At 60.5% G+C, this 24286-nt stretch carries 31 protein-coding genes; 24 read left to right on the top strand and 7 right to left on the bottom strand.

The window, feature by feature from the left end:
- Positions 1 to 45: 45 nt before the first annotated feature.
- From ACTUWL_RS27155 to ACTUWL_RS27165, 3 genes are all read left to right on the top strand, one after another.
- Entirely contained in the window at positions 46 to 1065 is a 1020-nt protein-coding gene (locus ACTUWL_RS27155; protein ID WP_021080358.1) for a GlxA family transcriptional regulator, read from the top strand.
- A 150-nt stretch (positions 1066 to 1215) separates the two neighbouring features.
- Positions 1216 to 2349, top strand: coding sequence for an alpha-hydroxy acid oxidase (locus tag ACTUWL_RS27160; RefSeq protein ID WP_021080359.1), 1134 nt, complete (start codon positions 1216 to 1218; stop codon positions 2347 to 2349).
- Positions 2350 to 2492: 143 nt separating this feature from the next.
- Positions 2493 to 2696: a hypothetical protein gene (locus ACTUWL_RS27165; protein ID WP_035652208.1), complete on the top strand. Its 204-nt coding sequence runs from the start codon at positions 2493 to 2495 to the stop codon at positions 2694 to 2696.
- A 13-nt stretch (positions 2697 to 2709) separates the two neighbouring features.
- Here the strand turns inward: ACTUWL_RS27165 and ACTUWL_RS27170 are convergent, their stop codons facing one another.
- Positions 2710 to 2895 (bottom strand): hypothetical protein, encoded by a 186-nt coding sequence (locus tag ACTUWL_RS27170; protein ID WP_035652212.1) that lies wholly within the window; start codon positions 2893 to 2895, stop codon positions 2710 to 2712.
- Positions 2896 to 3090: 195 nt separating this feature from the next.
- Here ACTUWL_RS27170 and ACTUWL_RS27175 point away from each other — a divergent pair, with 195 nt between their 5' ends.
- Positions 3091 to 3444, top strand: a complete 354-nt coding sequence (locus tag ACTUWL_RS27175) for a phasin (protein WP_021080362.1) — start codon at positions 3091 to 3093, stop codon at positions 3442 to 3444.
- A gap of 29 nt (positions 3445 to 3473) precedes the next feature.
- Here ACTUWL_RS27175 and ACTUWL_RS27180 read toward each other — a convergent pair whose 3' ends face one another.
- Entirely contained in the window at positions 3474 to 3734 is a 261-nt protein-coding gene (locus tag ACTUWL_RS27180) for a hypothetical protein (RefSeq protein ID WP_021080363.1), read from the bottom strand.
- 200 nt (positions 3735 to 3934) lie between these two features.
- Here ACTUWL_RS27180 and ACTUWL_RS27185 point away from each other — a divergent pair, with 200 nt between their 5' ends.
- Entirely contained in the window at positions 3935 to 4237 is a 303-nt protein-coding gene (locus ACTUWL_RS27185) for a hypothetical protein (protein ID WP_035652307.1), read from the top strand.
- 94 nt (positions 4238 to 4331) lie between these two features.
- Here the strand turns inward: ACTUWL_RS27185 and ACTUWL_RS27190 are convergent, their stop codons facing one another.
- Positions 4332 to 4517, bottom strand: coding sequence for a hypothetical protein (locus tag ACTUWL_RS27190; RefSeq protein WP_021080365.1), 186 nt, complete (start codon positions 4515 to 4517; stop codon positions 4332 to 4334).
- Positions 4518 to 4977: 460 nt separating this feature from the next.
- Between ACTUWL_RS27190 and ACTUWL_RS27195 the strand changes: the two genes are divergently transcribed.
- From ACTUWL_RS27195 to ACTUWL_RS27230, 8 genes are all read left to right on the top strand, one after another.
- Complete coding sequence (locus ACTUWL_RS27195) at positions 4978 to 5316, top strand: hypothetical protein (RefSeq protein ID WP_035652214.1); 339 nt, start codon at positions 4978 to 4980, stop codon at positions 5314 to 5316.
- A 253-nt stretch (positions 5317 to 5569) separates the two neighbouring features.
- Positions 5570 to 5932 carry a hypothetical protein gene (locus ACTUWL_RS27200; RefSeq protein ID WP_021080366.1) on the top strand — a complete coding sequence of 121 codons (363 nt, stop codon included), beginning with the start codon at positions 5570 to 5572 and terminating at the stop codon, positions 5930 to 5932.
- Between the two features lie 48 nt (positions 5933 to 5980).
- Complete coding sequence (locus ACTUWL_RS27205) at positions 5981 to 7210, top strand: hypothetical protein (RefSeq protein ID WP_021080367.1); 1230 nt, start codon at positions 5981 to 5983, stop codon at positions 7208 to 7210.
- Positions 7211 to 7816: 606 nt separating this feature from the next.
- Positions 7817 to 7978: a hypothetical protein gene (locus ACTUWL_RS27210; RefSeq protein WP_021080368.1), complete on the top strand. Its 162-nt coding sequence runs from the start codon at positions 7817 to 7819 to the stop codon at positions 7976 to 7978.
- 1 nt (position 7979) lies between these two features.
- Positions 7980 to 8234, top strand: a complete 255-nt coding sequence (locus tag ACTUWL_RS27215) for a hypothetical protein (protein WP_021080369.1) — start codon at positions 7980 to 7982, stop codon at positions 8232 to 8234.
- Between the two features lie 467 nt (positions 8235 to 8701).
- Entirely contained in the window at positions 8702 to 8953 is a 252-nt protein-coding gene (locus ACTUWL_RS27220; protein WP_035652220.1) for a hypothetical protein, read from the top strand.
- Between the two features lie 216 nt (positions 8954 to 9169).
- Positions 9170 to 9946, top strand: coding sequence for a hypothetical protein (locus ACTUWL_RS27225; RefSeq protein ID WP_021080370.1), 777 nt, complete (start codon positions 9170 to 9172; stop codon positions 9944 to 9946).
- 67 nt (positions 9947 to 10013) lie between these two features.
- Positions 10014 to 11300, top strand: coding sequence for a PBSX family phage terminase large subunit (locus tag ACTUWL_RS27230; protein ID WP_021080371.1), 1287 nt, complete (start codon positions 10014 to 10016; stop codon positions 11298 to 11300).
- 41 nt (positions 11301 to 11341) lie between these two features.
- Here ACTUWL_RS27230 and ACTUWL_RS27235 read toward each other — a convergent pair whose 3' ends face one another.
- Positions 11342 to 12205 (bottom strand): hypothetical protein, encoded by an 864-nt coding sequence (locus tag ACTUWL_RS27235; protein WP_021080372.1) that lies wholly within the window; start codon positions 12203 to 12205, stop codon positions 11342 to 11344.
- A 129-nt stretch (positions 12206 to 12334) separates the two neighbouring features.
- On the opposite strand from ACTUWL_RS27235, the gene ACTUWL_RS27240 reads away from it, so the two are divergent.
- Positions 12335 to 13264 carry a M23 family metallopeptidase gene (locus tag ACTUWL_RS27240; RefSeq protein WP_106940150.1) on the top strand — a complete coding sequence of 310 codons (930 nt, stop codon included), beginning with the start codon at positions 12335 to 12337 and terminating at the stop codon, positions 13262 to 13264.
- Between the two features lie 176 nt (positions 13265 to 13440).
- Here the strand turns inward: ACTUWL_RS27240 and ACTUWL_RS27245 are convergent, their stop codons facing one another.
- Complete coding sequence (locus tag ACTUWL_RS27245; RefSeq protein ID WP_035652222.1) at positions 13441 to 13857, bottom strand: hypothetical protein; 417 nt, start codon at positions 13855 to 13857, stop codon at positions 13441 to 13443.
- A gap of 413 nt (positions 13858 to 14270) precedes the next feature.
- Between ACTUWL_RS27245 and ACTUWL_RS27250 the strand changes: the two genes are divergently transcribed.
- Both ACTUWL_RS27250 and ACTUWL_RS27255 read left to right on the top strand, forming a co-directional pair.
- On the top strand, positions 14271 to 14843 hold the full coding sequence (locus ACTUWL_RS27250) for a portal protein (RefSeq protein ID WP_021080374.1): 573 nt from the start codon (positions 14271 to 14273) through the stop codon (positions 14841 to 14843).
- A 92-nt stretch (positions 14844 to 14935) separates the two neighbouring features.
- A complete protein-coding gene (locus tag ACTUWL_RS27255; protein ID WP_021080375.1) occupies positions 14936 to 15946 on the top strand; it encodes a hypothetical protein in 1011 nt (336 codons plus the stop codon).
- Between the two features lie 17 nt (positions 15947 to 15963).
- Here ACTUWL_RS27255 and ACTUWL_RS27260 read toward each other — a convergent pair whose 3' ends face one another.
- A complete protein-coding gene (locus ACTUWL_RS27260; protein WP_146160351.1) occupies positions 15964 to 16278 on the bottom strand; it encodes a hypothetical protein in 315 nt (104 codons plus the stop codon).
- A gap of 292 nt (positions 16279 to 16570) precedes the next feature.
- A complete protein-coding gene (locus tag ACTUWL_RS27265) occupies positions 16571 to 16801 on the bottom strand; it encodes a hypothetical protein (RefSeq protein WP_021080376.1) in 231 nt (76 codons plus the stop codon).
- Between the two features lie 857 nt (positions 16802 to 17658).
- Between ACTUWL_RS27265 and ACTUWL_RS27270 the strand changes: the two genes are divergently transcribed.
- From ACTUWL_RS27270 to ACTUWL_RS27305, 8 genes are all read left to right on the top strand, one after another.
- Positions 17659 to 18027, top strand: coding sequence for a hypothetical protein (locus tag ACTUWL_RS27270; protein ID WP_021080377.1), 369 nt, complete (start codon positions 17659 to 17661; stop codon positions 18025 to 18027).
- 1006 nt (positions 18028 to 19033) lie between these two features.
- Entirely contained in the window at positions 19034 to 20689 is a 1656-nt protein-coding gene (locus tag ACTUWL_RS27275; RefSeq protein ID WP_146160350.1) for a portal protein, read from the top strand.
- Positions 20682 to 21572: a NucA/NucB deoxyribonuclease domain-containing protein gene (locus ACTUWL_RS27280; RefSeq protein ID WP_021080381.1), complete on the top strand. Its 891-nt coding sequence runs from the start codon at positions 20682 to 20684 to the stop codon at positions 21570 to 21572. The genes ACTUWL_RS27275 and ACTUWL_RS27280 overlap by 8 nt, the downstream gene beginning before the upstream one ends.
- A 41-nt stretch (positions 21573 to 21613) precedes the next feature.
- Positions 21614 to 22093 (top strand): competence protein ComJ, encoded by a 480-nt coding sequence (comJ, locus tag ACTUWL_RS27285; RefSeq protein WP_021080382.1) that lies wholly within the window; start codon positions 21614 to 21616, stop codon positions 22091 to 22093.
- Positions 22094 to 22254: 161 nt separating this feature from the next.
- Positions 22255 to 22608 carry a portal protein gene (locus ACTUWL_RS27290; protein WP_035652231.1) on the top strand — a complete coding sequence of 118 codons (354 nt, stop codon included), beginning with the start codon at positions 22255 to 22257 and terminating at the stop codon, positions 22606 to 22608.
- Between the two features lie 226 nt (positions 22609 to 22834).
- Positions 22835 to 23386, top strand: a complete 552-nt coding sequence (locus ACTUWL_RS27295) for a hypothetical protein (RefSeq protein WP_106940148.1) — start codon at positions 22835 to 22837, stop codon at positions 23384 to 23386.
- Positions 23387 to 23438: 52 nt separating this feature from the next.
- Positions 23439 to 23744 (top strand): hypothetical protein, encoded by a 306-nt coding sequence (locus tag ACTUWL_RS27300; protein WP_021080384.1) that lies wholly within the window; start codon positions 23439 to 23441, stop codon positions 23742 to 23744.
- 68 nt (positions 23745 to 23812) lie between these two features.
- Complete coding sequence (locus tag ACTUWL_RS27305) at positions 23813 to 24247, top strand: hypothetical protein (protein WP_021080385.1); 435 nt, start codon at positions 23813 to 23815, stop codon at positions 24245 to 24247.
- Positions 24248 to 24286 lie beyond the last annotated feature (39 nt).

Here is a 24286-nt window from a genome sequence, read left to right on the forward strand (position 1 = left end):
TATCGCGAGCTATACAGGGCGGCCTCGAATGGCTTAAAGGACAATATGCCCTCGAAAACTGCCAAACCGCCCCGGCCTGAGCCGCGCGACAGGAAAGCGACGCGGCGGATCGCGATCGTTGCCTTTCCGGGCGTGACATTGCTCGACATCTCGGGGCCGGCTCAGGTGTTCGCGGAGCTCGAGGCCATCGAACTCCCTGGACCGGACTACTCGCTGTCCTACCTGTCGACGTCAGGCGGCCTGGTGCCGACCGATGTCGGGATGATGATCGACACGGCGCCGATCACCAGTATCGCGCCTGCCGAAGTCGACACGCTGGTCATCCCCGGCGGGCCAGGCATCTGGAAGATCCGCAACGACGCCGCGTTGATGGACTGGATTGCGCAGGCACTGCCGGAGGCGCGCCGTATCGCATCGGTCTGCCTCGGCGCATTCGCACTGGCCTGGACCGGAATTCTCGACGGCAAGCGTGCTGCAACGCACTGGCGCTATTGTCCTCGCTTGCAGGACAGCTTTCCCAGCATCCGCGTCGAGCCCAACGCGATTTTCGTCAAGGATGGACATGTCTGGTCGTCGGCGGGCGTCAGCGCCGGGATCGACCTGGCGCTCGCCATGATCGAGGAGGATTTCGGCCACACCATCGCGCTCGACGTCGCGCGCAGACTTGTGGTGTTCCTGAAGCGGCCGGGCGGTCAGAGCCAGTTCTCGACCGTCCTTGCGGCCCAGGCGTCCGACGTCGAGGGACGCTTCAGTGCGCTGCATGCCTGGATCATCGAGAACATCACGAGCGACCTCAAGGTCGAGACCCTTGCGGAAAAGGCCGGGATGACGCCACGCACCTTTGCCCGGACCTATGTCAGCCGAACGGGCATGACACCCGCCAGCGGTGTCGAAGCGCTGCGCGTCGAGACCGCGCGCTTGCTGCTCGAAAGCCGCCAGATCGGCGGCGTGGTCGAGGTCGCCAAACGCGCCGGGTTTGGCGATGATGAGCGGATGCGGCGAGCCTTCCTGCGCCACCTCGGCGTGTCGCCGACCGAGTACCGAAACCGGTTTTCGGGCAGCTAGCTCGGTTCGGTGGTAACCGCGTCGCCGAGGAAGCTGATCTATCTCACAAGCGAATAGCTGGCCTTCGCTGGCCGGATTCGCGGGTCAAGGCGGTAGCTTTTCCGGTTTGTCTGCGGCTAATGTGCCGGCCAAATCGGGAGAAGAAACACCATGAACGACGGGACCTCCATTCGGCAGGCGCGCAATGTCGAACTCGGCGCCAGCGGCGAGGAATTCCAGAACCTGCACGAATTCGCGCAAAAGGCCCGCGCCAAGCTCAATCAGAACGCCTGGGACTACATCGTCGGCGCTTCGGAGACAGAGACCACGATGCGCCGCAACAGGATGGCGCTGGATGAGATCGCGTTCCGGCCACGCGTCCTTCGCAACGTCATCAACGTCGATCCCTCCACAGAGTTATTCGGCCGCAAGCTTCGGCTTCCCGTGATGATCGCGCCGGTCGGTGCGCTCGAGATCTTCGATCCCGACGCCGGCGCTGCCGTCGCGCGCGGCGCTGGAACGTTCGGCGCGGCGCACATGCTGAGCTCGGTGTCGGAACCCGGGTTGGAGAATACCGCCAAGGCGGCGCCCGACGCCTTGCGTATCTTCCAGCTCTATGTGCGCGGCGACGATGCGTTCGTCGAGGATACGGTTAGCCGCGCCATCGACAATGGTTACGCCGCGTTCTGCCTCACCGTGGACACCGCCCATTACAGCCGGCGCGAGCGCGACATCGCCAAACGCTATGTCCGGGAAAGCCGTATCCGCGCCACTGGCGGCGATTTCCAGAAAGGGCTGGAATGGCGGACGGTGAAGTTGATCAAGGACAAGTTCAAGATTCCGCTCATTCTGAAGGGTATTGCTACTGCCGAGGACGCAAGGATCGCCCTCGATCACGGGGTCGACTGGATCTACGTCTCAAATCATGGCGGACGGCAGCTCGATCACGGCCGCGGGTCCATGCATGTGCTGCCCGAGATCGTTCAAGCCGTGGCCGGCCGTGCCAAGATCATGGTGGATGGTTCGATCTGCCGTGGCACCGACATCGTCAAGGCCATCGTCTCGGGGGCCGACCTTGTCGGGATCGGCCGTCTGCAATGCTGGGCGCTCGCCGCGGCCGGCGAGGCCGGCATCGTTCGGATGCTTGAATTGCTGGAGGACGAGGTGATGCGCTGCCTCGGTCTGCTTGGCGCCACCAGTTTCGCCGAGCTGGACAAGTCCTATCTGCACCCGGCAACGCCGACCAATCTGCCGAGTGTGTTCAGCGCATTCCCGCTGCTCGATATTGACCCCTACCGTTACTGAGCCGCTGCGAGAGGCGATTGGAGCGATAACGCGATCGGGGTGCAGGCATCCTGATCGCAGCAGCGGGCCATCAATCTGTGGTGTCCATGAAGCCGCCGCGGCAAAGACAAAGTCTGATCCCAATGCCGCACTAGTCGAGGCGAATGGCAGATAATCCATTCGCTGAATTTTCACTCGAGCGCGCGATCGGCTTGCGCTGGACCCTTCGGGATATCCAGGCCCGCAGGCTCAAATTGTCACCAGTCAGCGACGAGGATCTGCGTGTCCTCATCGGGCTCGGCTTGATCGAATTGCATGATGGCGAGCCCGAACTGACGGAGGCGGGGGCCGCGGTGCTGAACGACTGAACGGGCCGGCAGCCTAGCGGGCGTTCAGGAAGCTTTCACCGGAATTGCAGGGCGTGCACTGATAAGTCAGCACGTCGTAGACTTGGTCACGCGGCTCGATCAAGGCGAGCCGCATTTGCGTGCCGCACTTCATGCACGGCATCTCTATGCTGGTCTTGAAGCGAGTGCAGGTCGGTGTCGGACGAAGGGCGCGCAGCATCGGATCCCCTTAATTCCCCAAGAGACGCGAACGCGACCAACGGCGAAGGCCGAATCACTATGCCACAGTGCTGACAAGATTGGAATCGGCTGAGGCGCGGTCCGACCCGGACTGGGTAATTATTCCTCGACGCCGGCGCTGACGGCGTCGCGATCTATGCTAACCTCGGCAACGCTTATTTCAGGGGACGCGATCATGATTGAACCGAAGCTTGAAGTTCCCGCCGAGTTGCGCGATCTCGCGGAGAAGACCATCGACCAGGCCGAACAGGCCTTCAGCCTGTTCTTTGATGCCGCGAGCAAGTCGATGACGGCGATGCCAGGGACGGGGACCGAGATTTCCAAACAGGCGCTGTCGTTCACCGAGCAGAACATGAAGGCCGCGTTCGAGCATGCGCGCAAACTGGTGCACGCGACCGATCTGCAGGAGGCGATGCGGATCCAGTCGGAATTCCTGCGCAGCCAGTTCACCAATGCCGGAGAACATATGCGGCAGATCAGCGGAAGCGTGATGTCCGCGACCAAGGACGCCACGAAGGGCAAGTTCTAGGGCGGACGGCCTTCACGGCGCGTCGGCGTCTAGCGTCGGCGCGCTGCAGCAACACCGAGCAGAAACGCGACGAACAGGCTGGCGAGCGGCGCTTCGCGCGTCACCGCACTGACCGTGGCGAGGACCCCGCCCGGCCGGCGCGAGGTCGCGATCGCGTCGCTGAGGCGATCGGCCGCCGCTCGAAGTCCGTCCGACACCTCCGTGATGGTGCGCGAAACGTCCGTCGCGGCGTCGATCGCGCGCTCACCGAGCGTGGGCTGAAGTGGGGATTCGGGCGGTTCGGTGCTCATGTGGCGTGCTGCTGTTTGACTGTCGGTCAGGTGTCTTTGGCCGCTGCGCGATCGCGTGTTCTGAACGGTGGGTCGCGGCCACATATATAAAGTTCAGTAGTTGTGGATTGGTTCCATCGGCACGTCTCGCTTTCTCATCGGGGAACTGGAAACTTGCGCGCAGGTCGCGGTTTGTCTCCATGGAGGAGACAACGATGACAATGCATGCGCATGGCATGGCGGACGGCCGTTCGGCCGAGCATCGAAACCGGCACGGCGGCGCGCCGCTGCTGGTTGCGGCCGTGGTTGCGATCCTCGGCGTGTCGGGCATGCTGATCGTCGACCACGGTCCGTGGAGCAAGCCGAAGGTGCAGCCGGCCGCGACCGCAAACTATTCAACGACCGGCGAGGCGGCGCGTGCGGCTGGCGCAAGGGTGATGCCGACCGAGCCAAGGGCCCCGATCGAACCAGCTCCACCAGGTCCCAAGCCCGCACAACCGGCTAACCCGATCGCTGCGCAGTAATGCGAGGCGCCGACGCACCCGGCGCAAAGTGCGGGAATTGACTCGTCGGGCAAATCAGCGGCGACAAAATTATCGTCGGCGACGTCGCTGGTGATCAGCGCACGCTGACCAGCATACCCCACGCGGCGGCGAATCCCGCACCGACGAGAACCAGCACCGGGCTGTCGCAGAAGAGGCCGCCATACTGGCACATGGTGGTACCGAGCGAACCGATCTGATGATGGCCGGCGGCATAGAACAGGCCGGACAGCACCGCGAGCACGGCAGCAACGAAATACATCGACGCTTCCTCCTTGCAATCGAACTGCGGCGCGGGTCGATCGACGCGAGCCAAAACTGTCCTGATGTCGATCCAATGATAAGCTGCTTTGTCCCCTTGACGCGTCGGGCAACTCAGCGGCACACTGACATCATCGCAACGAGGATAAGGCGATCCCCGCCGGCTCGTATTGCGATACCCGGATCAAACTCAGACTTTCGATCAACTCGGTTTCTCACTGCCGAAGCTGACGCATCACATTTTACCGATCGTATTCAGCTCGAAAAAGGGTTTGACACGTCGGGCAACTCAGGGGCATAATCCGAAAATCAGAAATTGTTGAGCCCGCGCGGAGCAATCCGCGACGGGCTTTTTGTTTGCCGTTTCGCCAATCGGACGGCGGCCGCAATGTCACGACGCCACATCCTCCCAGACCGTCGCCTGAGCGTCGCAAGCGTGCCGCCGTCCGAACTCAATTGAAATGAACAACGAATTGGCCGGTGCGCGCGAACGCGCCGGTCCTGCGGCGCGGCGTAAGCCGGCGCCGCCCGCGGCCCCGCTCGTCAGGGATAAGGTTCGCGCCCCAAAGATCGTCGCCCGAGCGCGGTCTGCCGCACATTTCATTCGATGGCCAAACCGTGTGCCGCCGGCCATCATCGAGACTCGCAGCGCAACCCCGGCTGCACACGCCTGCGTCGCCAATGCCATCCTCGACTGCGGCTGGGGCAAAGCGCCGCAGGCGATTGAGGATGGCGACGGTGGGCTAGAACTTGTGCATCGCATCGAGCGGATCATCGTGCCCGAGGAGGTTGAGACCTGACGGAGGTCGCAAGCCGTCCAAATGTCGGCGGTCCGCCCGGTGCGGCACTTCAACAGACAGATGTTCTGACGAATACGTCGTCTGAAAATCGCTTTTCAAGATTCGTAGGGCATTCTGCACAAAGAATCCTGAAGCCGTGCGCAAAGAATGTTCGAGTCGAAATGAACGATGCCTGATATCTTAGGTGAGCAGCCAAAAAGCCAAACACGCCCTTGCCGAACCGGACAGGCGGCGACCTAGCTAGAGCGCTTCTGTGGAAAACGTCGCCGACCAGATCTTCGACGCACTACCGCTGATCAATCACATCGCCACGATTGCCGCTATCGGGTTCGTGCTTCCAACGTATTTTCTTCGCCTTCGACCTGCGACTTACAGACTGGTTTTGTCCTTGGGCATCGCTTTCGCTCTTGCCCGACTGGCGGCGGAGATCACGGTTGCAGTCTTCATTGCTCCGTATCTGCTGGTTTTGGTCTTTCCACCGTTCACGGTCGTGCTGATTGCGATACTGCTCCGGATCGCGCGCGTGAACCGCGTGAGTCTGTGGAGCACGGTAGTCCTGGTGTGCGTCATTATCGATTGGGCGCAACTTGCCGGTCAGGTCTGGTTACATTCATAAATTGTCACCAACCGATCCCGCTGGCTGATATCCAAAAAGAGGCCGTCCATGAATGCTCTTCCGTCATACGGCAAGAAAATCCTGGCTGACGTTCAGTCGATGACGCCACAGATCAACGCTGCGGCGGCAAGGTACGGAGTGCCCGCCGAAGCCATTGCGGGAAGTCTGGCTCAGGAGCTACTCGATCGAACGGCAAGCTACGAGAATCAGGCAAGGGCAGTTGGTTCATCTCTCAATGCATATCGACTTCTCGCCGACGCATTTGCGGAGGGCGTAATAACGAACCCTCTCGACCCGAAGCGCGGCGCGTCGGACCATATCCTCAGCCGATACAATGTCGCTCCAAATGCGATAACGGTCGGATCGGATTATCAGAAAAAATGGGAGAACCCTCTGCTTACCGACTTTGGCGCGGCGGGAGTGAAATTCCACAACGCCATTCAAGCGATTCTGAAAAATCCAGACGATCCCGCCTTTGCGCCTTATCGGAACAATCTGTTTTCCGCAGGCGTCGCCTTACAGAACGGCAGCGACAAAGCTCTATTGGCATCATCGATGGCCGCATATTTGCGGCATGGCCTTGGTGTTTACCAAGCCAACATGAGTGTCAGTGGAGATCCTGATACGGGCTTGAGTGCTTGGAATAACCTAAATCCGGCGCTGCAACAGGCGTTGCTTGTGCAATTTTACAAGCAGGGCCCGACTCCGGAGCGGGTGCTAAGAAGCAAATCGAATGCTGCGGAGCGCGGTGCTCCCTATGTTCCGCAGATTGGCGCAGATGGTGCGGGCGCGACATATCTGGCAAACCAAGCCGCAGTGGCTCGGGCGTTGGCTGACGCGCCGACAGACTTTGCAGGGCGCTGGAATGCGATGCCAGCAACTGCTTCGACCGACGTCGCTGCGCCGTCCGTCGCTGCGGCACCAGACGACTGTTTGCGGGACGATGTCGCCAAGAGGGCTACTATTCGACATCTCGCACGTGTACCGGCCACAGGCGAGGGGCAATCTGCATTCGATGCTGGAGCGCCGCCTGTACCGTTCGCTCCCGCTTCGACAATACGTCCTGGCCGGTCTGCTGCGTTCGATGAACGGTTTCCTGCATCCACTCCGCCGAAAGATGCGTCCTCAACTTCGATGACACAGCTGAGCCCGTTCAGTGGACAGCCCATGCGATATCTGCCGCCGTCGGTGTTTGACTTTCCGGACAGTTCCGACGTTCCGGAGACGGATTTCAATGATTGGCTCGCCGGCCTGATCCGGCCACGTTCTCGCCGGTAACCGTGCACGGGCAACCATCGCTGCAAGGCGGCAACTCGACATGTGGTCTCGCCTTATCGGCAGATGCCTCGTCGATCTTGAAAATTCCCACCGCAAAAGTGCACGAGCCGCTGTAGCAGCTGACGCGTCGCATTTTTACCGATCGCATTCAGTTTGCAAAAGCGATTGACTCGTCGGGCAACTCAGGTGCATAATCTGAAAATCAGAAATTGTTGAGCCCGCGCGGAGCCATCCGCGGCGGGCTTTTTGTTTGCCGTGTCACCCATCGGACGGCGGCCGCAACGTCACGACGCCACATCCTCCCAGCCCGTCGCCTGAGCGTCGACAGCGCGCCGTCGTCCGAACCCATTGCGACAAGCACGAGATTGGCCGGCGCGCGCGAACGCGCCGGTCCTGCGGCGCGGCGAAAGCCGGCGCCGCCCGCGGCCCCACTCGTCAGGGATAAGGTTCGCGCCCCAAAGATCGCCGCCCGCTGCGCGATCTGCCGCACATTTCTTTCCGTGGCCGCATCGCGCGCTGGCGGCCGATCAATGAGGTTTGCATGACTGCTTATCTGATATCGCTTGCGGTCGTGAGTCTGATCGCCATTGCATTGCTGGAGGCGGCATGAGCGCCGAGATCATCCAGTTCATCCCGCGACCGCGCCAGGATCGCGTCCAGACGGACTTTCCCACAATCGCATTTCGTTCGGCGTCGCCCGATCCCGATACGGATCACGCGGACACGGCTCCGAGTGAATATCTCCCGTCCGATTGGCAGGAGAAGTAGGGTGGCGAAGACGATTACACAGATCCGCTCGCTTGCGAGGAGCCATACGAGAAGCGCGATCAACGTGTTGGTCGGTGTGATGCGATCGACCAGCGCAACCCCGGCTGCCCGGGTCTCCGCCGCCAATGCCATCCTCGATCGCGGCTGGGGCAAAGCGCCGCAGGCGATCGAGAACGGCGACGGCGCGCTCGAGCTTGTGCACCGCATTGAACGGATCATCGTCGAGCCTGAGGTGGTTGAAGGGGAAGAGACTTGAGCGCCGCCGGGCGTCGCGACTGGGCCGTGTCGCTTTGTCGAAGCTCACCCCGGCACGTTCAATCACATCTGTGAGAGGTCGGACGACTTCGCCGACGCTCGCCGGGTTCCAACGGAGCCGCTCTACCTGCGTGCTCGACAGCATGCTATCAATCACGACGTGTTCAGGCGGAGTAGCCGCCACGGCGCGGGCCAATGTGGGTCATTGAGAATCTTGTTGGGCTGTTCCTCTCCTTTGTTGTGGATGTGATCGGATACACCGCAGCTCGGCTCATTTTGCCCGCCGTCTCCTTGGGACATATACAGTCGCGGCGTACAGCCGTGACGAAGAAGAGTTCGGTTGGCTTGGCGGCCGGCGTGACGGCCCTGGACGGTTGATGCTTGGGGCAGGCATCGCGAGCGGAACAGGGCTTCTGATTCGCGCGCTTTATCTGGCTGCGGTATAATGGTTCGTTGGGTGATGTAGCGATGGCTCTGGTAATAGTTGCGATCTTCGATCTGATTTGGCTTGGGGCCGGCTATGCCGTCGCTCGGCTAGTCTTGCCTCTTGTCTCGTTCGGCAAAGTCCGGGCTGCTCCATTCGAATCTGATGGATTCAATTGGTTCGGCTGGAGGCGCAATGAAGTCGGTTGCCTGGAAATCAAGGCCACGCTCGCTGCTTTGGTCGGCTTGTTGATCTGCTGCGCCGGCCTTGCGGTAGCTCTGTATTTTTCCCATTGATCAGTGCGCATTTTGGCGAATGGATCGCGTGGGCCGTCGTCCGCAGAAGCCGCCGCACGTAGGTTCGCAGCCTCCGTCCTGACTGCGTAACTCGAGGCTCCGACGATTTTCGAACGAGTGGCCAACTTCCAATAGAGCGTACTCAGCAGATCGCGCATGCGCGAGCCAGTTCGATTGGCTTCACGCTGATACTTCAGATTTCTATGGAGATCGAATATGTCCAAATTGCCTGCCAAGATGGGCAGAGGAGCGTCGACATGGTTGGCGGCTCAAGCCATTGCCAATGAAATCATGAAGGTGAGTACCAACCGCGATGAACCGTATGTCGATCGAATCAAGCGGGAGTTCAATCTTCACGATTATTCTCAGGCGCGGGCTCTCTATGACTCCGATCCGTCATATTGGGAGGGGCTCTATGGCAACGATCCACTGAACTCCAGCCATCATCCCGCCTTCCCGCCGTCTAGTTTGTTACCACGCGTCGGGACAGCGCGGGATCCGCGCTACAACTATCTCAATCCGGAGCCAACGAATGCCGGCGCATTCGGTCGTTTCGGTACCGGCCGGCAATTTTCGCCTGGATCAGCGTCGTCGTCGCAACCGCTCTACGAGACGCAATCATTCGTCGCACCACCTGACAGTCCTTGGCAGGCTTCGAGGAGCGATGGACCGCCTCCTCGTCGTCTCGTTCGTGTCCCGGTCTCAGGCGAGGAGCAAAATGCGTTCGAGGCTGGAGCGCCGGCTGTGCCGTTCGCTCCGCGAGGCTCGATGCCTCGCCCCGGCCCGCTCGCTTCGTTCGAAGAGCGCTTTCCAGCGTCCGCTCCGCCGGCGGGTACGCCTTCGGACGCGATGAGGCCGCTGAGCCCTTTCAGCGGACAGCCCATGCGATTTCTGCCTCCGTCGGTCTTTGGCTTTCCTGAAGAGTCCGAGGTTCCGGAGACGAATTTCGACGATTGGCTTGCCGGCCGGATCCGGCCGCGTCCTCGTCAGTGACGGTTCACGGCCGACGATCGTCGAGGACACCGCCCGGCGCAGACCCGTTTGCCTATCGAGAGCAGCCTTGTCGATCCTGAGAATTCCAACCGCAAAAGTGTTCGAGCCGTTGTTGCAGCCCGCGCGCTACAAGGGGGCATTTGGCGGCAGGGGCTCCGGCAAATCTCACTTCTTTGGCGAGCTTCTGGTCGAGATGTGCCAGGCCGAACGCGGCACGCTCGCGGTCTGCATTCGCGAGGCGCAGCGGACGCTCGCGCAATCTTCCAAGCGATTGATCGAGGGCAAGATTGCGTCTCTCGGCATCGGTGCGGGCTTCAAGCTCTATTCCGACAAGATCGCCGCGCCCGGCGATGGCGTGATCATCTTCCGGGGCATGAAGGATCATACGGCCGACTCGATCAAAAGCCTCGAGGGGTTCAAGGTCGCGTGGGTTGACGAGGCGCAGTCCCTCAGCGCGCATAGTCTGGCTCTGCTGCGGCCGACAATCCGCGCGCCGGGTTCGGAGCTATGGGCGAGCTGGAATCCACGACGCAAGTCGGATGCGATCGATGATTTCTTGCGCGGCCGCAAGCCGCCGGGATCGATTGTCATCAACGCGAGCTGGCGCGACAATCCGTGGTTTCCACCCGTGCTCGACGAGGAGCGACGCACCGACCTTTCGCTCTACCCCGGCCGTTACGATCACATCTGGGAAGGCGGATACGTGCAAGCATTCGAAGGCGCTTACTTCGCGGAGTTGCTCGGCCAGGCGCGCAAGGACGGACGGATCGGCAAGGTCGCCGCAGACCCGCTACTGCCGCTACGGGCCTTCATCGACATCGGCGGTGCTGGTGCGACGGCCGACGCATTCACGATCTGGATCGTCCAATGGGCCGGCAGCGAGATCAAGGTGCTCGATTACTACGAGTCGGCCGGCCAGGTACTGGCGTATCACGTCAACTGGCTGCGCTCGCGTGGCTATCAAAACGCGATCCTCTATCTGCCGCACGACGGCATGGCAACCAACAACGTCACGGGAAAACGCTACGAGGACCATCTCCGCGACGCCGGCTTTGCCGTCGAGCCGCCGGTGAAGAACCAGGGCCGCGGCGCCGTGATGATGCGGATCGAGGCGCTGCGCAGACTCGGACCGCAGATCTGGTGGAACGAGGACACGACCGAAGCGGGGCGCGACGCAATCGGCTTCTATCACGAGCGCAAGGACGAACTGCGCAATGTCGGCCTCGGCCCCGAGCACGACTGGTCGAGCCACGCCGCCGACGCGCTCGGCCTGATGGCGATCTGCTACGAAGCGCCGGGGAGGGCAGGGAGTTTCAATCGAGTGATCAAGTACCGGGAGCAGGGGTGGGTGTAAGTCGTGGTACGAGGCGCCATCAGACCGGATCCGGAGATCAGTTACTTCCTTTGCTTTGAAGTGGCGTCGTAGATTCGCTGCACCGCTTCCGGGCAGTATGCAAGTGGACTGCCATCGTCCTTGAATTCCCTGTTCGAGCTTTTCCGCAGGAGCAGGGCTTTGTCATCGATCCGTTTCAAGATCACGGTTTCTGAACTTGGTGGCGTGTTGCAGGCGACGAAAACCTGGATGTTGTCCGGATTGTCTCGGATGGAGGTCACGCCGCACTTGTCGGTGCCGCTCGCAATTGATCGCTGATCGAGATCGATGGTGGTGGTTCCTGACTGCAGACAGCGCTCGCTGAAATCAGTGCCAGGGGTCGCATAGACGCCAGGCTTCGGTCGCCAAGGATGTTGCATCGCGCTTTGCTCGGCGGCCTTCCTTTCGTCTTGTGCTTTGTTGTCGGCATACAGGCGCTGAGCCCCCGGGGGGCAATAGTCGGCCCTCCATGCCGGTCCTTTGAATTTTCCATTAAGTGTTTTCCGGACCGAGATCGCCTTCCCGTCAACCTGTCTGACCAGCATGGTCTCCCGGAATTTCCTGTCCTCAGCGTTGCGGCCCCGCGAGCCGAGAGTTTCCGCGAGGTTGTAATCGTCGCAGCTCATGTCAAGTTTGACGGTACCATCGGCCATGTCGGAAACCGTTCTGACCCTGCAGCCCCATTCGTTTCCGCCGACTGAGTTTCGCGAAAGCTCGATAATGAAGTCACCGTACTCCAAACATTGCGCCTCGAAATCCTTGCCGGGACTGGCGTAAAGGCCATCGGCTGGACGCCACTTCTCGACGGTCAATTTGGTCGTGTTCTGCGCCGAGACATCGGTGATTTGGCCGGCAACGCAGGCGAGCGCCAAGGCGGCGTATGTCATGCGCGAACCCGACGTCGATCTTGCATCTGGTCCGAGTCTCTCACGCACGGTGCCTGCTCCGTCAAATCGAAGAGTTGTCGGACCGAAGATACCTGATCAATTCAAGGTTGATCAATAGAATAACCGATTATGGAGTTCGATATGTCATGGCAAGATACGATGCGAAGAACATTGCCTCCACTGGTTGGGATCGACCCTCATGTCACTAGCCGATATGGTGAGGTAAAGCAGCGACCACCGGGCTCAACGAACCCGCACCGAGGCGTCGATTTCAACTACAACGTCCCGGGGCAATTTGGCCCCAATCTAATCAATCCGGCATTGCGTTCGCCGGTGGCGGGTGTCGTTACGCAGGCAGGCGGAGGTCGGTATGGAACGATAGCCATCCGAGATGCAGATGGCTTCTCTCACGAAATTCTGCATAGCCATTCACAGTACGTCTCCGTTGGCGATCCGGTCGCTGCAGGCCAATTTATTGGAACCATGGGCAATACGGGCGCATCAAGCGATCCCAAAAAGGCAAATCACGTCCACTACCAACTTCGAGACCCCGCGGGTCGTGTGATCGACCCGAGCGCCTTCTGGGATCAACACGCACCGTTTGACCCCAACCCGGCACCGCCAGCCCACGTCGACGACTACCGGCGTTACCTGGGAGCAGCCGGTAGATCCGCCGCGGATCGAGATGCCCCGGGCGCCGGCTCCGACGATAACAGGGACGTTCGTCGCCTTGTGCGGATGTCACCGCAGACCGCGGCGATCCTTTCCGACCAAATGACAAGACCAGCCACAATGCCCAACGAGCTTCCCGACGACCAGCCCGCCTCGTTCGAAAGCCGCTTCGGGGATTGGACGTCTTCGGGGCCGACAGCCGCACCACGTGGCCCCTATCAAGCGATATCACCGAACGTCTACTCGCAATCCGGGATCGTCTCTGGCGATCCGACGCCGGATTATCCGTTTCCGATGTCGATCCGAGGCGTTGTAAACGAGGCCGGCGCGCCAGGTGAATGGGCTAACGGCAAGTTGCGGTCACCTAACTGGAAGAGAACACAGTAGTTCAATGTTGGCCCGGAGCATGGCTGGGTCGAGCCGCCGCCCCGCCGGCTCGACTGTCCTGATTTCGACCTGCCCGAGGCGCCGGGCTGGGCAGGAAATATCAACCGAGGGATCAGGTATCGCGGGACCAGCCGTCAGCCCGCCGTCGTTTGATCAGTTCGCCGGAGAAGCGGCGCTTACTGAGGTTTCTTTCGAGCGTTGACGTACGCTTTCTGAGTTGCCGCAGGACAATATGCAAACTGTGCGCCCGGGCGCCCAAATTTTCCGTTCTGAGTCTCACGAAGAAAGAGCGTCGTCTCGTTGATCTTCTTGAGCTGGATGATTTCGGTGTGAGGCGTCGGCCTCTCGATGTCAGTGCAGGTCAGGTCAAGCCGCAATTCACCCGGCGCCGTATCCGTCGTCCGGTTGATCTTGCATTCTTCTTCGCCGCCGTTGATACTATTGTTTTTCCAATCGATACTGGTGTCACCAAATTCCAGGCATCGGTCGTTAAATCCTCGTCCAGTCACGGCGTAGACACCATCCTTCGGACGCCAAGCGTCCATCGCGGGCTTTGCGGGTTCTTGCGCAGAGACCGTCTCAGCCGCAATCACCAGGACCCGCGATGCCGAAGGTGAACCGTATCGCCGAGCGGCCGGTCGATGGTTTGATGTTTGGAGATTGACGTCGAGATTGCATTGGTCCTCGCACCGCGGGTTCGATGTTGCGCAATATATCGCGCTAGCTCCGGGTTCTGCAATTATCGGCCCGAAACATGCCGCGGTTGACAGTTCATTACGTTATTCCAAGTTGTCATGCTTATCTCCGGGGTGGTTGATGCGACAAAATGGCCGTCAAGATCGTGGCCACCGATGCGAGCCGGGCAATCGTCGGAGTTGGTTGTTTGCGGATGCGCCTCTGCGAACGAGTAGGCAATCAAGCTGCTTTGGCGTGCGTCCTGACCGGCGCAACTGCCTGTCAGAATAGCGATCTCAGACGTCACATTCCCATACCCAGGTTTTCAATCATGGCAAAAATGTCGACTTCCGACCTCAAGGCAATGCTCGCCTCCGAAAAGGCCGACGCGCTCGCGGCGCTGTCCGCGGCGCGGCTCGCGGAGGAGCGGGCGGATGCAATGGACTACTATCTCGGCGACATGCGCAAGGACATGCCGGCGCAGGACGGCCGCTCGCGCGCCGTCTCGACGGACGTCGCCGACACCATCGAAGGGCTGATGCCTTCGCTGATGGACATCTTCGCTGGCTCCGACGAGGTGGTGCGCTTCGAGCCTGTCGGCCCCGAGGACGAGGCCGCCGCGCAGCAGGAGACCGATTACGTCAATCACGTCTTCATGCAGCAAAACCCCGGCTTCATGACGCTCTATTCTTTCGTTAAGGACGCGCTGTTGTCGAAGGTCGGCGTCGTCAAAGTGTGGTGGGAGGAGCGCGAGGAAGAGAGCCGCGAGACCTACTATGATCTCACCGACGACCAGTTCGCGCTGCTGGCGCAGGCGGTGACGGAGTCGAACGGCGCGATGAAGATCATCGAGCATACCGCGCACGATCTTGCCGGCGAGACCCAGACCGAAGCGACGAGCTGACATTGCCGTCCCCTGTCGACGCCTGATCTCGGATGGGTCGTCGCCGGGGCGCGATGAAGGCAGGAACATCACGATGGAGGGAGATCGCAGCAATGGGCGCAATCAATTTTCGCGACGGGTACGAATTCGACCCCGGTACTTACGCCACCGGCGGTGGCCTGTCCGGCCTGCTGCGGCGTGCGATGCAACAGCGGAATTTGCTGCAGATGGAGGGTGATTCTGGCGAACCGCCGAACGCCGTGCCCAACTACGGCCGCGATATTTTCAGTAGCGCGCAGGGCGGGCTGCTTCGCAGACTCCAGGCGTTGAAAATGGAGCAGGACCAGGACCAGTCGATTCCAGGCTCTGGCGAAGGAACGCTTCGTATGCCGCGTGATCCAAGCTTCAGGCAGCTTTCGCGACTTCCAAACAACGTTCAACCGCAGGTGCCCGACGATCCAGCGTCACGGGCGACACCTCCACCTTCGATTCCACAATCTGAGAGCGATCAGGCGCTGCAAGCGCGAGAGGTGGCTGCGGCGCGAGTGGCTCGCGGCGTGAGAAGTGCGGTTCGAGCGAATGCGCCGGCACCGGATCCGCTTGATATCGCGAAGTCAGCAGGGATTGGAGCCGTCAACGGTGCTATCGGTATCGCCGGCTTGCCCGGCGATGTGCTTACCGGTTTTGGTCATTTTCCGAAGAACGCCGTTCCGAACCTGTGGAGACGGAGTAACGATCTTCCGCCGCTCCCCGACGATGCACCCGATTACTTCGAGTCGTGGAATGCAGACGCCTGGCGGCATTCGCTCGAAAACCTTGTCGGCGAATTGTATCAGCCGAAGACTGCGGCCGGACGTTACGCGGAAACGATTGGCGAAATGGTACCGACCTTGGTCGGCGGAGAAGGGCTCGTCGCCGCACGCAACCTGGCGAAGTCGGGCGCAGTTCTACGTCGGCTGCCCGCGACATTGTCCAAACATGCCGTGCTGCCAGGCGTGGCGGTTCAGGCGATGGAGGATGCCTATCCGGAGAGTTCCGCGGGGCAGGCTTTGCAGAAAGGCTGGCCCTGGCTGCGCCGCGGTGTTCCGTTGGCGCTCGCAATTCGGGGAAATCGTGGAAAGTGAAAATCTCGTCCCTCGCTTCACTTTCGGAATGCGAGCAGGACCTCCACCAGGAAATTCACGATATTGCCTGCGATTGAACTGCGTTTCAAATCGGGCTGAGGACTTGGAAATTGTATTTCGATCAACACGAATATCAGCCAGCCCGCCTGAATCAATCTCCAAGAGCCATCTTTGTCTTCTCCCAGGAGCGGATTGGGAATCGCCAACAAACATGGCCAAGCCAGAAAGCATATCCAAAACAATACCGAAAGCACAAGGCGAGCAATCGAGCGCTTCTCATCGTCAGGCGGTGGTAGTGCTTCGTTTGTCATGATCTGCGCAGATGCGGACATTTTGTCACATCTAGCTTCCTTTCGTCTGCATCGAGCAGTTCGACCGGTTGTGCCTATCGATACCTTTCTTGATAAAAATATTGATTGCTACCAGAAGTTTCAACCCACTTGTCTTTGCTGCGAGCCCCGTTGGTCATGACTTTTGTCTCCAACGGTCCGCCACGCGCGGTGCGGTTTGCATTGGGATGGCGGACTCAAGTCTCGCTCGGGATTTCGCCGTAAGCGCTCCGATCCTCTCGGGCTTCCGGTCAATTTCCGATCTCTGGTATCCTCGGGCGTCGATCGCTCACTCTCAGTTCTTGAAATAGTACACCGCGTATATCAGCAGCACGCTGCCTGCTGCCAACCACATATACAATATCCGTTCGTTGCGGATCGCCCGCGCGAGATGTTCGCGGCCGTCCTCGGTGAGGCGCGCTGGATCGATTTGTGTCGGACGGACGCCGCGGAAATCACCGAGGTTGAAGATGCGTCCGAACACTCGCATGGCGACAGCGATGCCGGGGCCAAACGAAAAGCGCATCAATCAGCCAGAGCCCGCCCTTGCGCACCACCGCCGCTTGCGATGATCGCACGTCTTGCGGCCGCATCTGTTCGTCTGGCGAGATGTGGCGGACAATCCTTCTCTCATCTCTCACATTCAATGAAGCGAGAAGATACAAACCACAAAGCCATATCGCGATGAGGCCGCTTAGCAGGTAACTCATGGTCGTCTCGCCATTTGAGTTTCTCTCGATGCCGGCAACGCTATGGATCGGGGCATCCCGGGCGTCGCTCTGGCGTGCCGGTTCGATCGTAGAGATATTCGCTATCACGGTAACGTTCAAACCGGAGCATATGAATGACAGTCAACGAAAGGAAGGTCCGGTAGCCAGATGGCGTGTCCGTCTGTCTGCCTGTTCCGTTCGGAAGGGTCGGTGGAACGTACTACTGGAGCCCGGGCGCAGGCCGATGCCCCACACTTTACCGTAACGCGAAGCTTTGGTCTGCCGGGCGCCGGCGCGACTGTGGTCTTCCGCAGGCAGGGAATGACACGCTTGGTCCAGGCATCAGCGGAAATGTATCGACGGTTTTTCCGTGTACGTATCGGTGTCGGATCGGTCGGCGCTGCCAGCGAATCGCCGGTCAGCTATCTGGGCCGGAGCGAGCGAGGTCCGTTCCGCGAGAGCATGGGGGATTGGCCTACGTCAACCGCGCCCGTCGAGCCTTGGAGTCCAGCAGGGGCGGCATCGCGGCCGCGACCGGGTGGCTTGTGCGGTTTGATGCTGGATTATCCGCGCGACAACCGTCGACGGGTCGCTGACGTCTGCCGTGGGATGGCGAAGCGCCCGGAATTCGGTGCATAGTGTCGACTGTCGTCGAAATGTCCGGGGAATTGCCATGTCCGCCGTCTTCTTTGTCATCACCGCGATCGCCGTGATCTGGTCGGCCGTCAAAACCGAAGTTATTCACCGCGAGCTTGTCGATTCATTTCCTCCCCAGTTTCAGGACGACCTCATGTCGAGATACGCGCTCCACACCTATGCTCTCGCGTCGTCGACGCCACTATCTCAGCAAGCTGAATACATGAAGACGCTGTACGGCGGGTGTGCGGCAGCCCTGAGCGGTTCGCTCGGATTCTTCGCGGCAGGAAACCCTGTATTCGGATGCCTCGTTCTGATCGGGTTCTTCTGGGCCTCTTATCAGACATTCAAATCCCGGAAGATCTATCAAGCGAACTGCGCGCTGGCAGACGGTCAGGCGGGATAAGGAGCAGATATGACAGCAGGTACTTATGGTGGAGGAACGTTTGGCAGCAAGTGGGGTGTTGGAGGTGGTGCATATATCGACAATCGTGGCAGGCTCTATCCTCAGTTTTACGTTGGAACGCCTCGCTTAGGACTGTCTGCGGGATATACTTCAGATCTTGAAGGATTGCTGACGGGACCGTCTGCATCCGGCGGCGTCGGATTCGGGCCAGTTCGCGGGAATATCGGGACGAGCGGTGGTGCCACCGGTGTTGGCTTTGGTACGCCTGGTTACGGCATAACATATGGCTTTGGGCCCTACGAGCTGTCCGATGATTATTCGCAGCCCTGGAAGAGGCCACTGATCCGCGATTCTGCCGCAGCTGCGGGAATCCCTACCAGAAGCAATGTCTGGGAATACGACTACCCGGACGCTAGCACAGGGCGGTCTACGTCATTTGACGCTGCAGGGGCTTCCGCGCCAGTCCGTTCGCCTCGTGAAATCGCAGACTTTCTTGCTCGGTTCTTCGTTTCTCCGCAGCCTGATGGAGTGGGGCGAACCAGCACATTCGTGCGCGACTCCGCCGCGGGGGCCGGTGTACCCAGTCGCAATAACGTCTTTGAGTATGGATATCCGGAGCCCGCGTCGGGGTCGCCTCCCCTGAACGAGGCGCCGGCGCATGGCGGCGTGCATCCTGGTGCGAGCGGCGGCCTTCTGGGGCAGATTGCTGCGTTAGGTGACAACGCCCGGAATCGAGAATGGTCGGCACCCGCGATCGAGCCGCGGCGACCGGCCGAGGTGTTCAGCGAAGGTGCGCCTCCCGTCCGTTTTCTCGATCGAGTTTCCGGACCGTTGCAGCGTGACCTTGGTGACCCGCGGATTTCCGATCCGTCATCGTACGATCTGAACGATCTTCTGCAAGATTACGTGCGCAGCAGCTTCGTGCGCAGATAGACGCGCGGCGTTTGCTCCTGCGCGTGTCGCGCGCCTAAGCCGCCGCCAACCTCCATCAGATGAGCTCAACAAAATGGCTGTTCCCTTGCTTCCGGGGCCGGCGGCGATGCCGCTTGCCTCGATCGTGACGCACGACGTCACCATCGTCACCACGCGAAAGCTCGCGCAGGCGAGGGTGATGGGCGTGCCGCCGGAAGAATTCGGCATCGAACGCGGCGCACGCAGCATCCGCGATTGCAATTACTGCTTCCACGAAGTGGTTACCAAGACGGAAGCGCAGCTCATTGCCGAAGGCTTCGATGCCGCGCAGATCAAGTCGCTGAATGACTATACAGGCTACGCCAATATCGAGACGCTGGCGCGCGACACCGCCGACGAGCATTTCGGCACCGGCGCCGGCGGTGCCAATTCGGCGGCGCGGCAGGTGCGGATCACCGAGCACTACGTGCGGATGGACTATGAAGATAACGGCCGTCCGTGCCTTTACCAAGTGATCACCGGCGGCGAACAAAGCGAGATCCTGCGCAAAGACGGCCGTGACTGCATCACGCCGTTCGACACCATTCCGTTCGCGTCGACGACGCCGGTGCCGATGACGCACCGCTTCTTCGGCCGCTCGATCGCCGACCTGGTGATGCCGCTGCAGCGCGAGAAGACCGCATTGAAGCGCGGCGCGCTGGACAATCTCTATCTGCACAACAATCCGCGCGTCGAGGTCGCCGAGAGTAATGCCGGGCCCAACACGCTCGACGATCTGCTGGTCTCGCGGCCTGGCGGCGTCGTGCGCACCAAGACGGCAGGCGGCTTGAACTGGCAGGTGGTGCCCGACATCACCACGTCGATCTATCCGATGATGCAGTATCTTGACGCCGAGCTCGAGAGCCGCACCGGCCTCAGCCGACAGTCGCAGGGCATCGACGCCGACGCGCTGCAGAACCAGTCGGCGACCGCGGTGGCCCAGGTGTTCTCGGCCTCGCAGATGCGGATCAAGCTGATCGCACGGATCATGGCGGAAGGCGTGCGCGACATGTTTGCGCTGCTGCACGGCACGATCCGCAAGCACGGCCAGCAGCAACAAACCGTGCGGCTGCGCAACGCCTGGGTCACGGTCGATCCACGCAACTGGAAGACCCGCGACGACATGACCATCAATGTCGGCCTCGGCACCGGCGGCAAGGCACAGCAATTCGCACAGGTGATGGCGCTTGCCAATGTGCAGAAGGAGCTGATCGGCGGCGGCAAGGTCAACATGGTCGGCGACCGGGAGCTTTACAACACCGCCGTCGAGCTGACCCGGATCATGGGGCACAAGAACCCGGGCCGGTTCTTCAACGATCCGACCGCCGTCAATCCGCAGACCGGCCAGTTGTTGTATCCGCCGCCGGCGCCGCCAGCGCCGCCGCCAGATCCGCGGGTCTTTGCGCTGCAGGCCAAGGCGCAGGCGGATCAGCTTGCCGTCGCGCATCGTGCTCAGGTCGAGCAGCAGAAGGCCCAGGCCGATGCGATCCACCAAAAACTCAAGGCCGAGGCCGAGATCGAGCTGGCCAAGATCAAGGCCGAACTCGACGCCCAGATCAAGGTGTTCGACGCGCATCTGAAGGCCGCGACAGAAGCGCGAAAATCAGAGCGCGCCTCGGTGCCGGGCGCACGGAAGGCGAGGGACGGCCACCATTATGTTTCGGACCCGAAGCGGCCCGGCAAATTCCTGATGGTCGTTCATCATGTCTGAATTCTCTCTGGTGCCCGTCGAGCATCAACCGGAGTTCGGAGATGTTTCATTCATTCCGGTTGATCACGACCCGTTCAGCCTGGACGATTTGAGTCAGGCTGCTGGAACGCAAGCCCAAAGCCAACCTCAGCCACGTCCGACCGGCGCTGTCGCCCCGAATGTCAGTGCATCAATCGCGCCGCCAGCAAGGCCAAGTGTACCCTATGATCAAGATTCCGTGGACAATGGTGTCGCGGGTCAAATCGCCGCACAGAATTCGACGTCAGCGGCGATATCTCCTCCCAGCGGTTCGAACGGCGATTGGTCGACGTACAATCGGCCGACCGGCGAATTGAAGACGGCGAAGTACACGCCCACGCAACGCATTGGCTATCTCGCAGCCGACGCGCTGATAGCGCTTGGCATGCAGCCCTACACCGCCAACGATCTGGCCTCGCGCATTGGCAATGTGCTTGGGTTAACGCCGTTTGGCGTTGTCGGCTCTGCGCTCGACCTTATCGATGCGAAACGTCGCGACGATCTCCCGAGGGCCGCGGCGGCGGCAACCGGAATGATACCGGGCGCAAAGCGGCTGGGTGCGCTAAAGGCCGCAAATATTGCGAAGGAGATAACTCTTTCGCGCTCGATTCACGGTGAGGCAGCCGCGCATGCGGCCGATGCCATTAATGCAGGTCACCCAAGCGTCCTGACGATTAATCGCCCTGGCAGCCGCGCGAACAGACGGGCAGCGACTGGCAAGCTGGATAAGGTTGCTGGCAAGGACCTAGACGAGTACCCTGGTGCGATGTTTCGAGAAGGCGGTGCTGAGGCTGACGTTCGGGCGATCAATCGAAATCACAACCGGTCGGGCGGTGCTTCTGTCGGCAATTCAGGTCGTGGATAGCCCAACGGGGCGCGAATCAAGATCAACATTGGAGATTGACGATGGCAGTCACGATCGGTTTCCAGCTCTCCTATGGGCAACTTTCAGTGTTCGCGAGCGCGCTGAAGGATCCATATAATGACTGGACTGATCAACATATCTCGCAGGGCTTCACTTGGCGGCCTGGCAGCGTGTCGTTCAGCTCTATGGTCGGGTCCGGTCGACACTCGGTCGATATCCATGTGGTGAACCACGCCGCTCCCGTTCACCCCAATGCGGTACGCGCAGTAGAGGTCCCCTTCGAGGTTCCCGCTGACGGGGCCATAGAAGTCGGAAGTATTTCGGAGACCGTTCCGCTGGAGCTGCCGGCCGGATCGTTTCTGCTACGCTGCGAGTTCTTCCAACCGTCTGGCACCCATGAAGACGAGCGAGTGCGACTAACCTTTGCGAAGAAGGACGCTCCTCGCTTCGCGGTTGTTCGCGCAGATCCGGAACTGTCGATCGGTGATGAATTGCTAAAGACGGCTCGGCCAGCCATTTAGTGGAGCGGTTGCCGGCACCAATGCGAAATCAGCAGGGCATAGCTTCGACGTCGCCGAAAGCCGTTTGATGCTGCAACGACAAGGTTCAGCGCCGCAATGCCAATCTAGCGGCTCTTGCGGGTCGGTTAACGTGCACTTCGCTAGCACAGCAGACGGTGCGGTTGGGTAACGCCTGGATCACGGTCGATCCGCGCAACTGGAAGACCCGCGATGACATGACGATCAATGTCGGCCTCGGCACCGGCGGCAAGGCGCAACAATTCGCGCAGGTGACAGCGCTTGCCAATGTGCAGAAGGAGCTGATTAGTTGCGGCAAGGCCAACATGGTCGGAGACCGCGAACTGTACAACACGGCCGTCGAGTTGACCCGGATCATGGGGCACAAGAACCCGAGCCGGTTCTTCAACGATCCGACCGCGGTCAATCCGCAGACCGGGCAGCTATTGTATCCGCCGCCGGCGCCGCCATCACCGGCGCCCGATCCACGGGTGCTGGCACTGCAGACCAAGGCGTAGGCCGATGCGATCCATCAAAAGCTCAAGGCCGAAGCCGAGATCGAGCTGGCCAAGATCTAGGCCGAGCTCGACGCCCAGATCAAGGTGTTCGATGCACATCTAAAGGCTGCGACGGAGGCGCGGAGATCGGAACGTGCTTCCTTGCCCGGTGCGCGAAGGGCGAGGGACGGTCACCACTATGTTCCGGATCCGAAGCGACCGGGCAAATTCCTGATGGTCGTTCATCGTGTCTGATTTTTCGCTGGTGCCCGTCGACCATCAACCGGACTTCACAGATGTATCCTTAATCCCTGTGGACCACGACCCGTTCAGCGTCGATGAGGCGCCCCAACAGGCCGGACGACAGCTGGACAATCCGCCCCAACCGCTTGCGACGGGCACAGGTCTGCCCGATGTCGGGCCGCCGGCCATTGATGACGGGGGGCAGTTCTCCCCCGGAATCCCATTCGTCAACAAGGCGGCCGAAATTGCCAGCAAGGTTGCCTATGCCAAGATGGTCCAAGCTGCGACGTTACCGCAACGAGCGATAGACGCCTCCAAAGAGGATGTGCAGCACTACGGCGAAGTAGCGTCCACGTCAATCCGGGCCGCGATCGCGGTGCAGGCAACGAACGCGGATCGAAGTCGCGATCGCCGCCCGCCGGCGCAACAACAGCACGCGCAGAACACTACCATCCATCGCTACGCCAAGACGCGAGAGAGCGAACTGGCCACAGCTAAGGCCGGGCTGAAAGCCACGATCGGCGCTGCTCGATGCGGATCCGAAAGCGGAGAATGAAGCAAAGCGCAGCATCCGTCGAACACGGTCCCTTCTCTGGAGAACCCCAGCAATGACGAATACTGATGAATCGAGACTTGACCAGGCCGTAGGCCGCGCGGTCAGGGCCGAACGCCTGCTCGCCGACGAATTGCTCGCCGAAGCATTCGCGAGCCTCGAGCATGCGTATACAGCTGCTTGGCGGTCGACGACGATCGACGACGCGTCCGGCCGTGAAAAGCTGTTCCTCGCCATCAACGTGGTCGGCAAGGTGCGCGATCACCTTACCGCTGCGGTCACAAACGGCAGACTGGCGAAGGCTGAACTGAAGGAGCTGGCGCAGACGGCGGAGCGGAGGAAGCGGTTCGGTATCCTGTAGGACCGCTTGACAACGTTCCCGTTATGTTCAATTCTGGGTTGCTTGGTGTTTCTCGTGCGAGCCTCAGGATGATCCTCTCGACATCGCAATGGTGGGCAGCCTTCATCCTGGACGTCGTGATTAAGACCGCGCTCATCTATTGGTCGGCTGCTCTCATTACTCTGGGCATGATAGCAGCCGGTGGCTTCGAGCCGGTGATCGCTTGCCTTGTCTTGGCGGCGTCGCTTTCGAGTCTTCATTTTCTCTGCCTTTTCCTCGGTGGCAGATTTGTGGAGTCGCTTGAGGAGGCAAACATTCGGCGCAGCCGTCTCCTCAGGTTCGTCCTTGTGCTGATCTCCGCCAACGTCTTTTTCATCGCGAGTTTAGTTGCGCTCCTTTCCGTCTCAGGCGGTGTTTACAATAGCGTCCTCGTGGGCATGATCGTGGCTGCCACCAATCTGGTGCCCGTTCTGTTCGTCGCGGTGACCAGCGGCCTTTTGAGCCTCATCAAGCTTTCGGCCTGATCGACTGCTGTCGATCTCCCGTGGCAGTCATCATTGCCC

The organism is Bradyrhizobium sp. WCU1 (assembly GCF_053474805.1).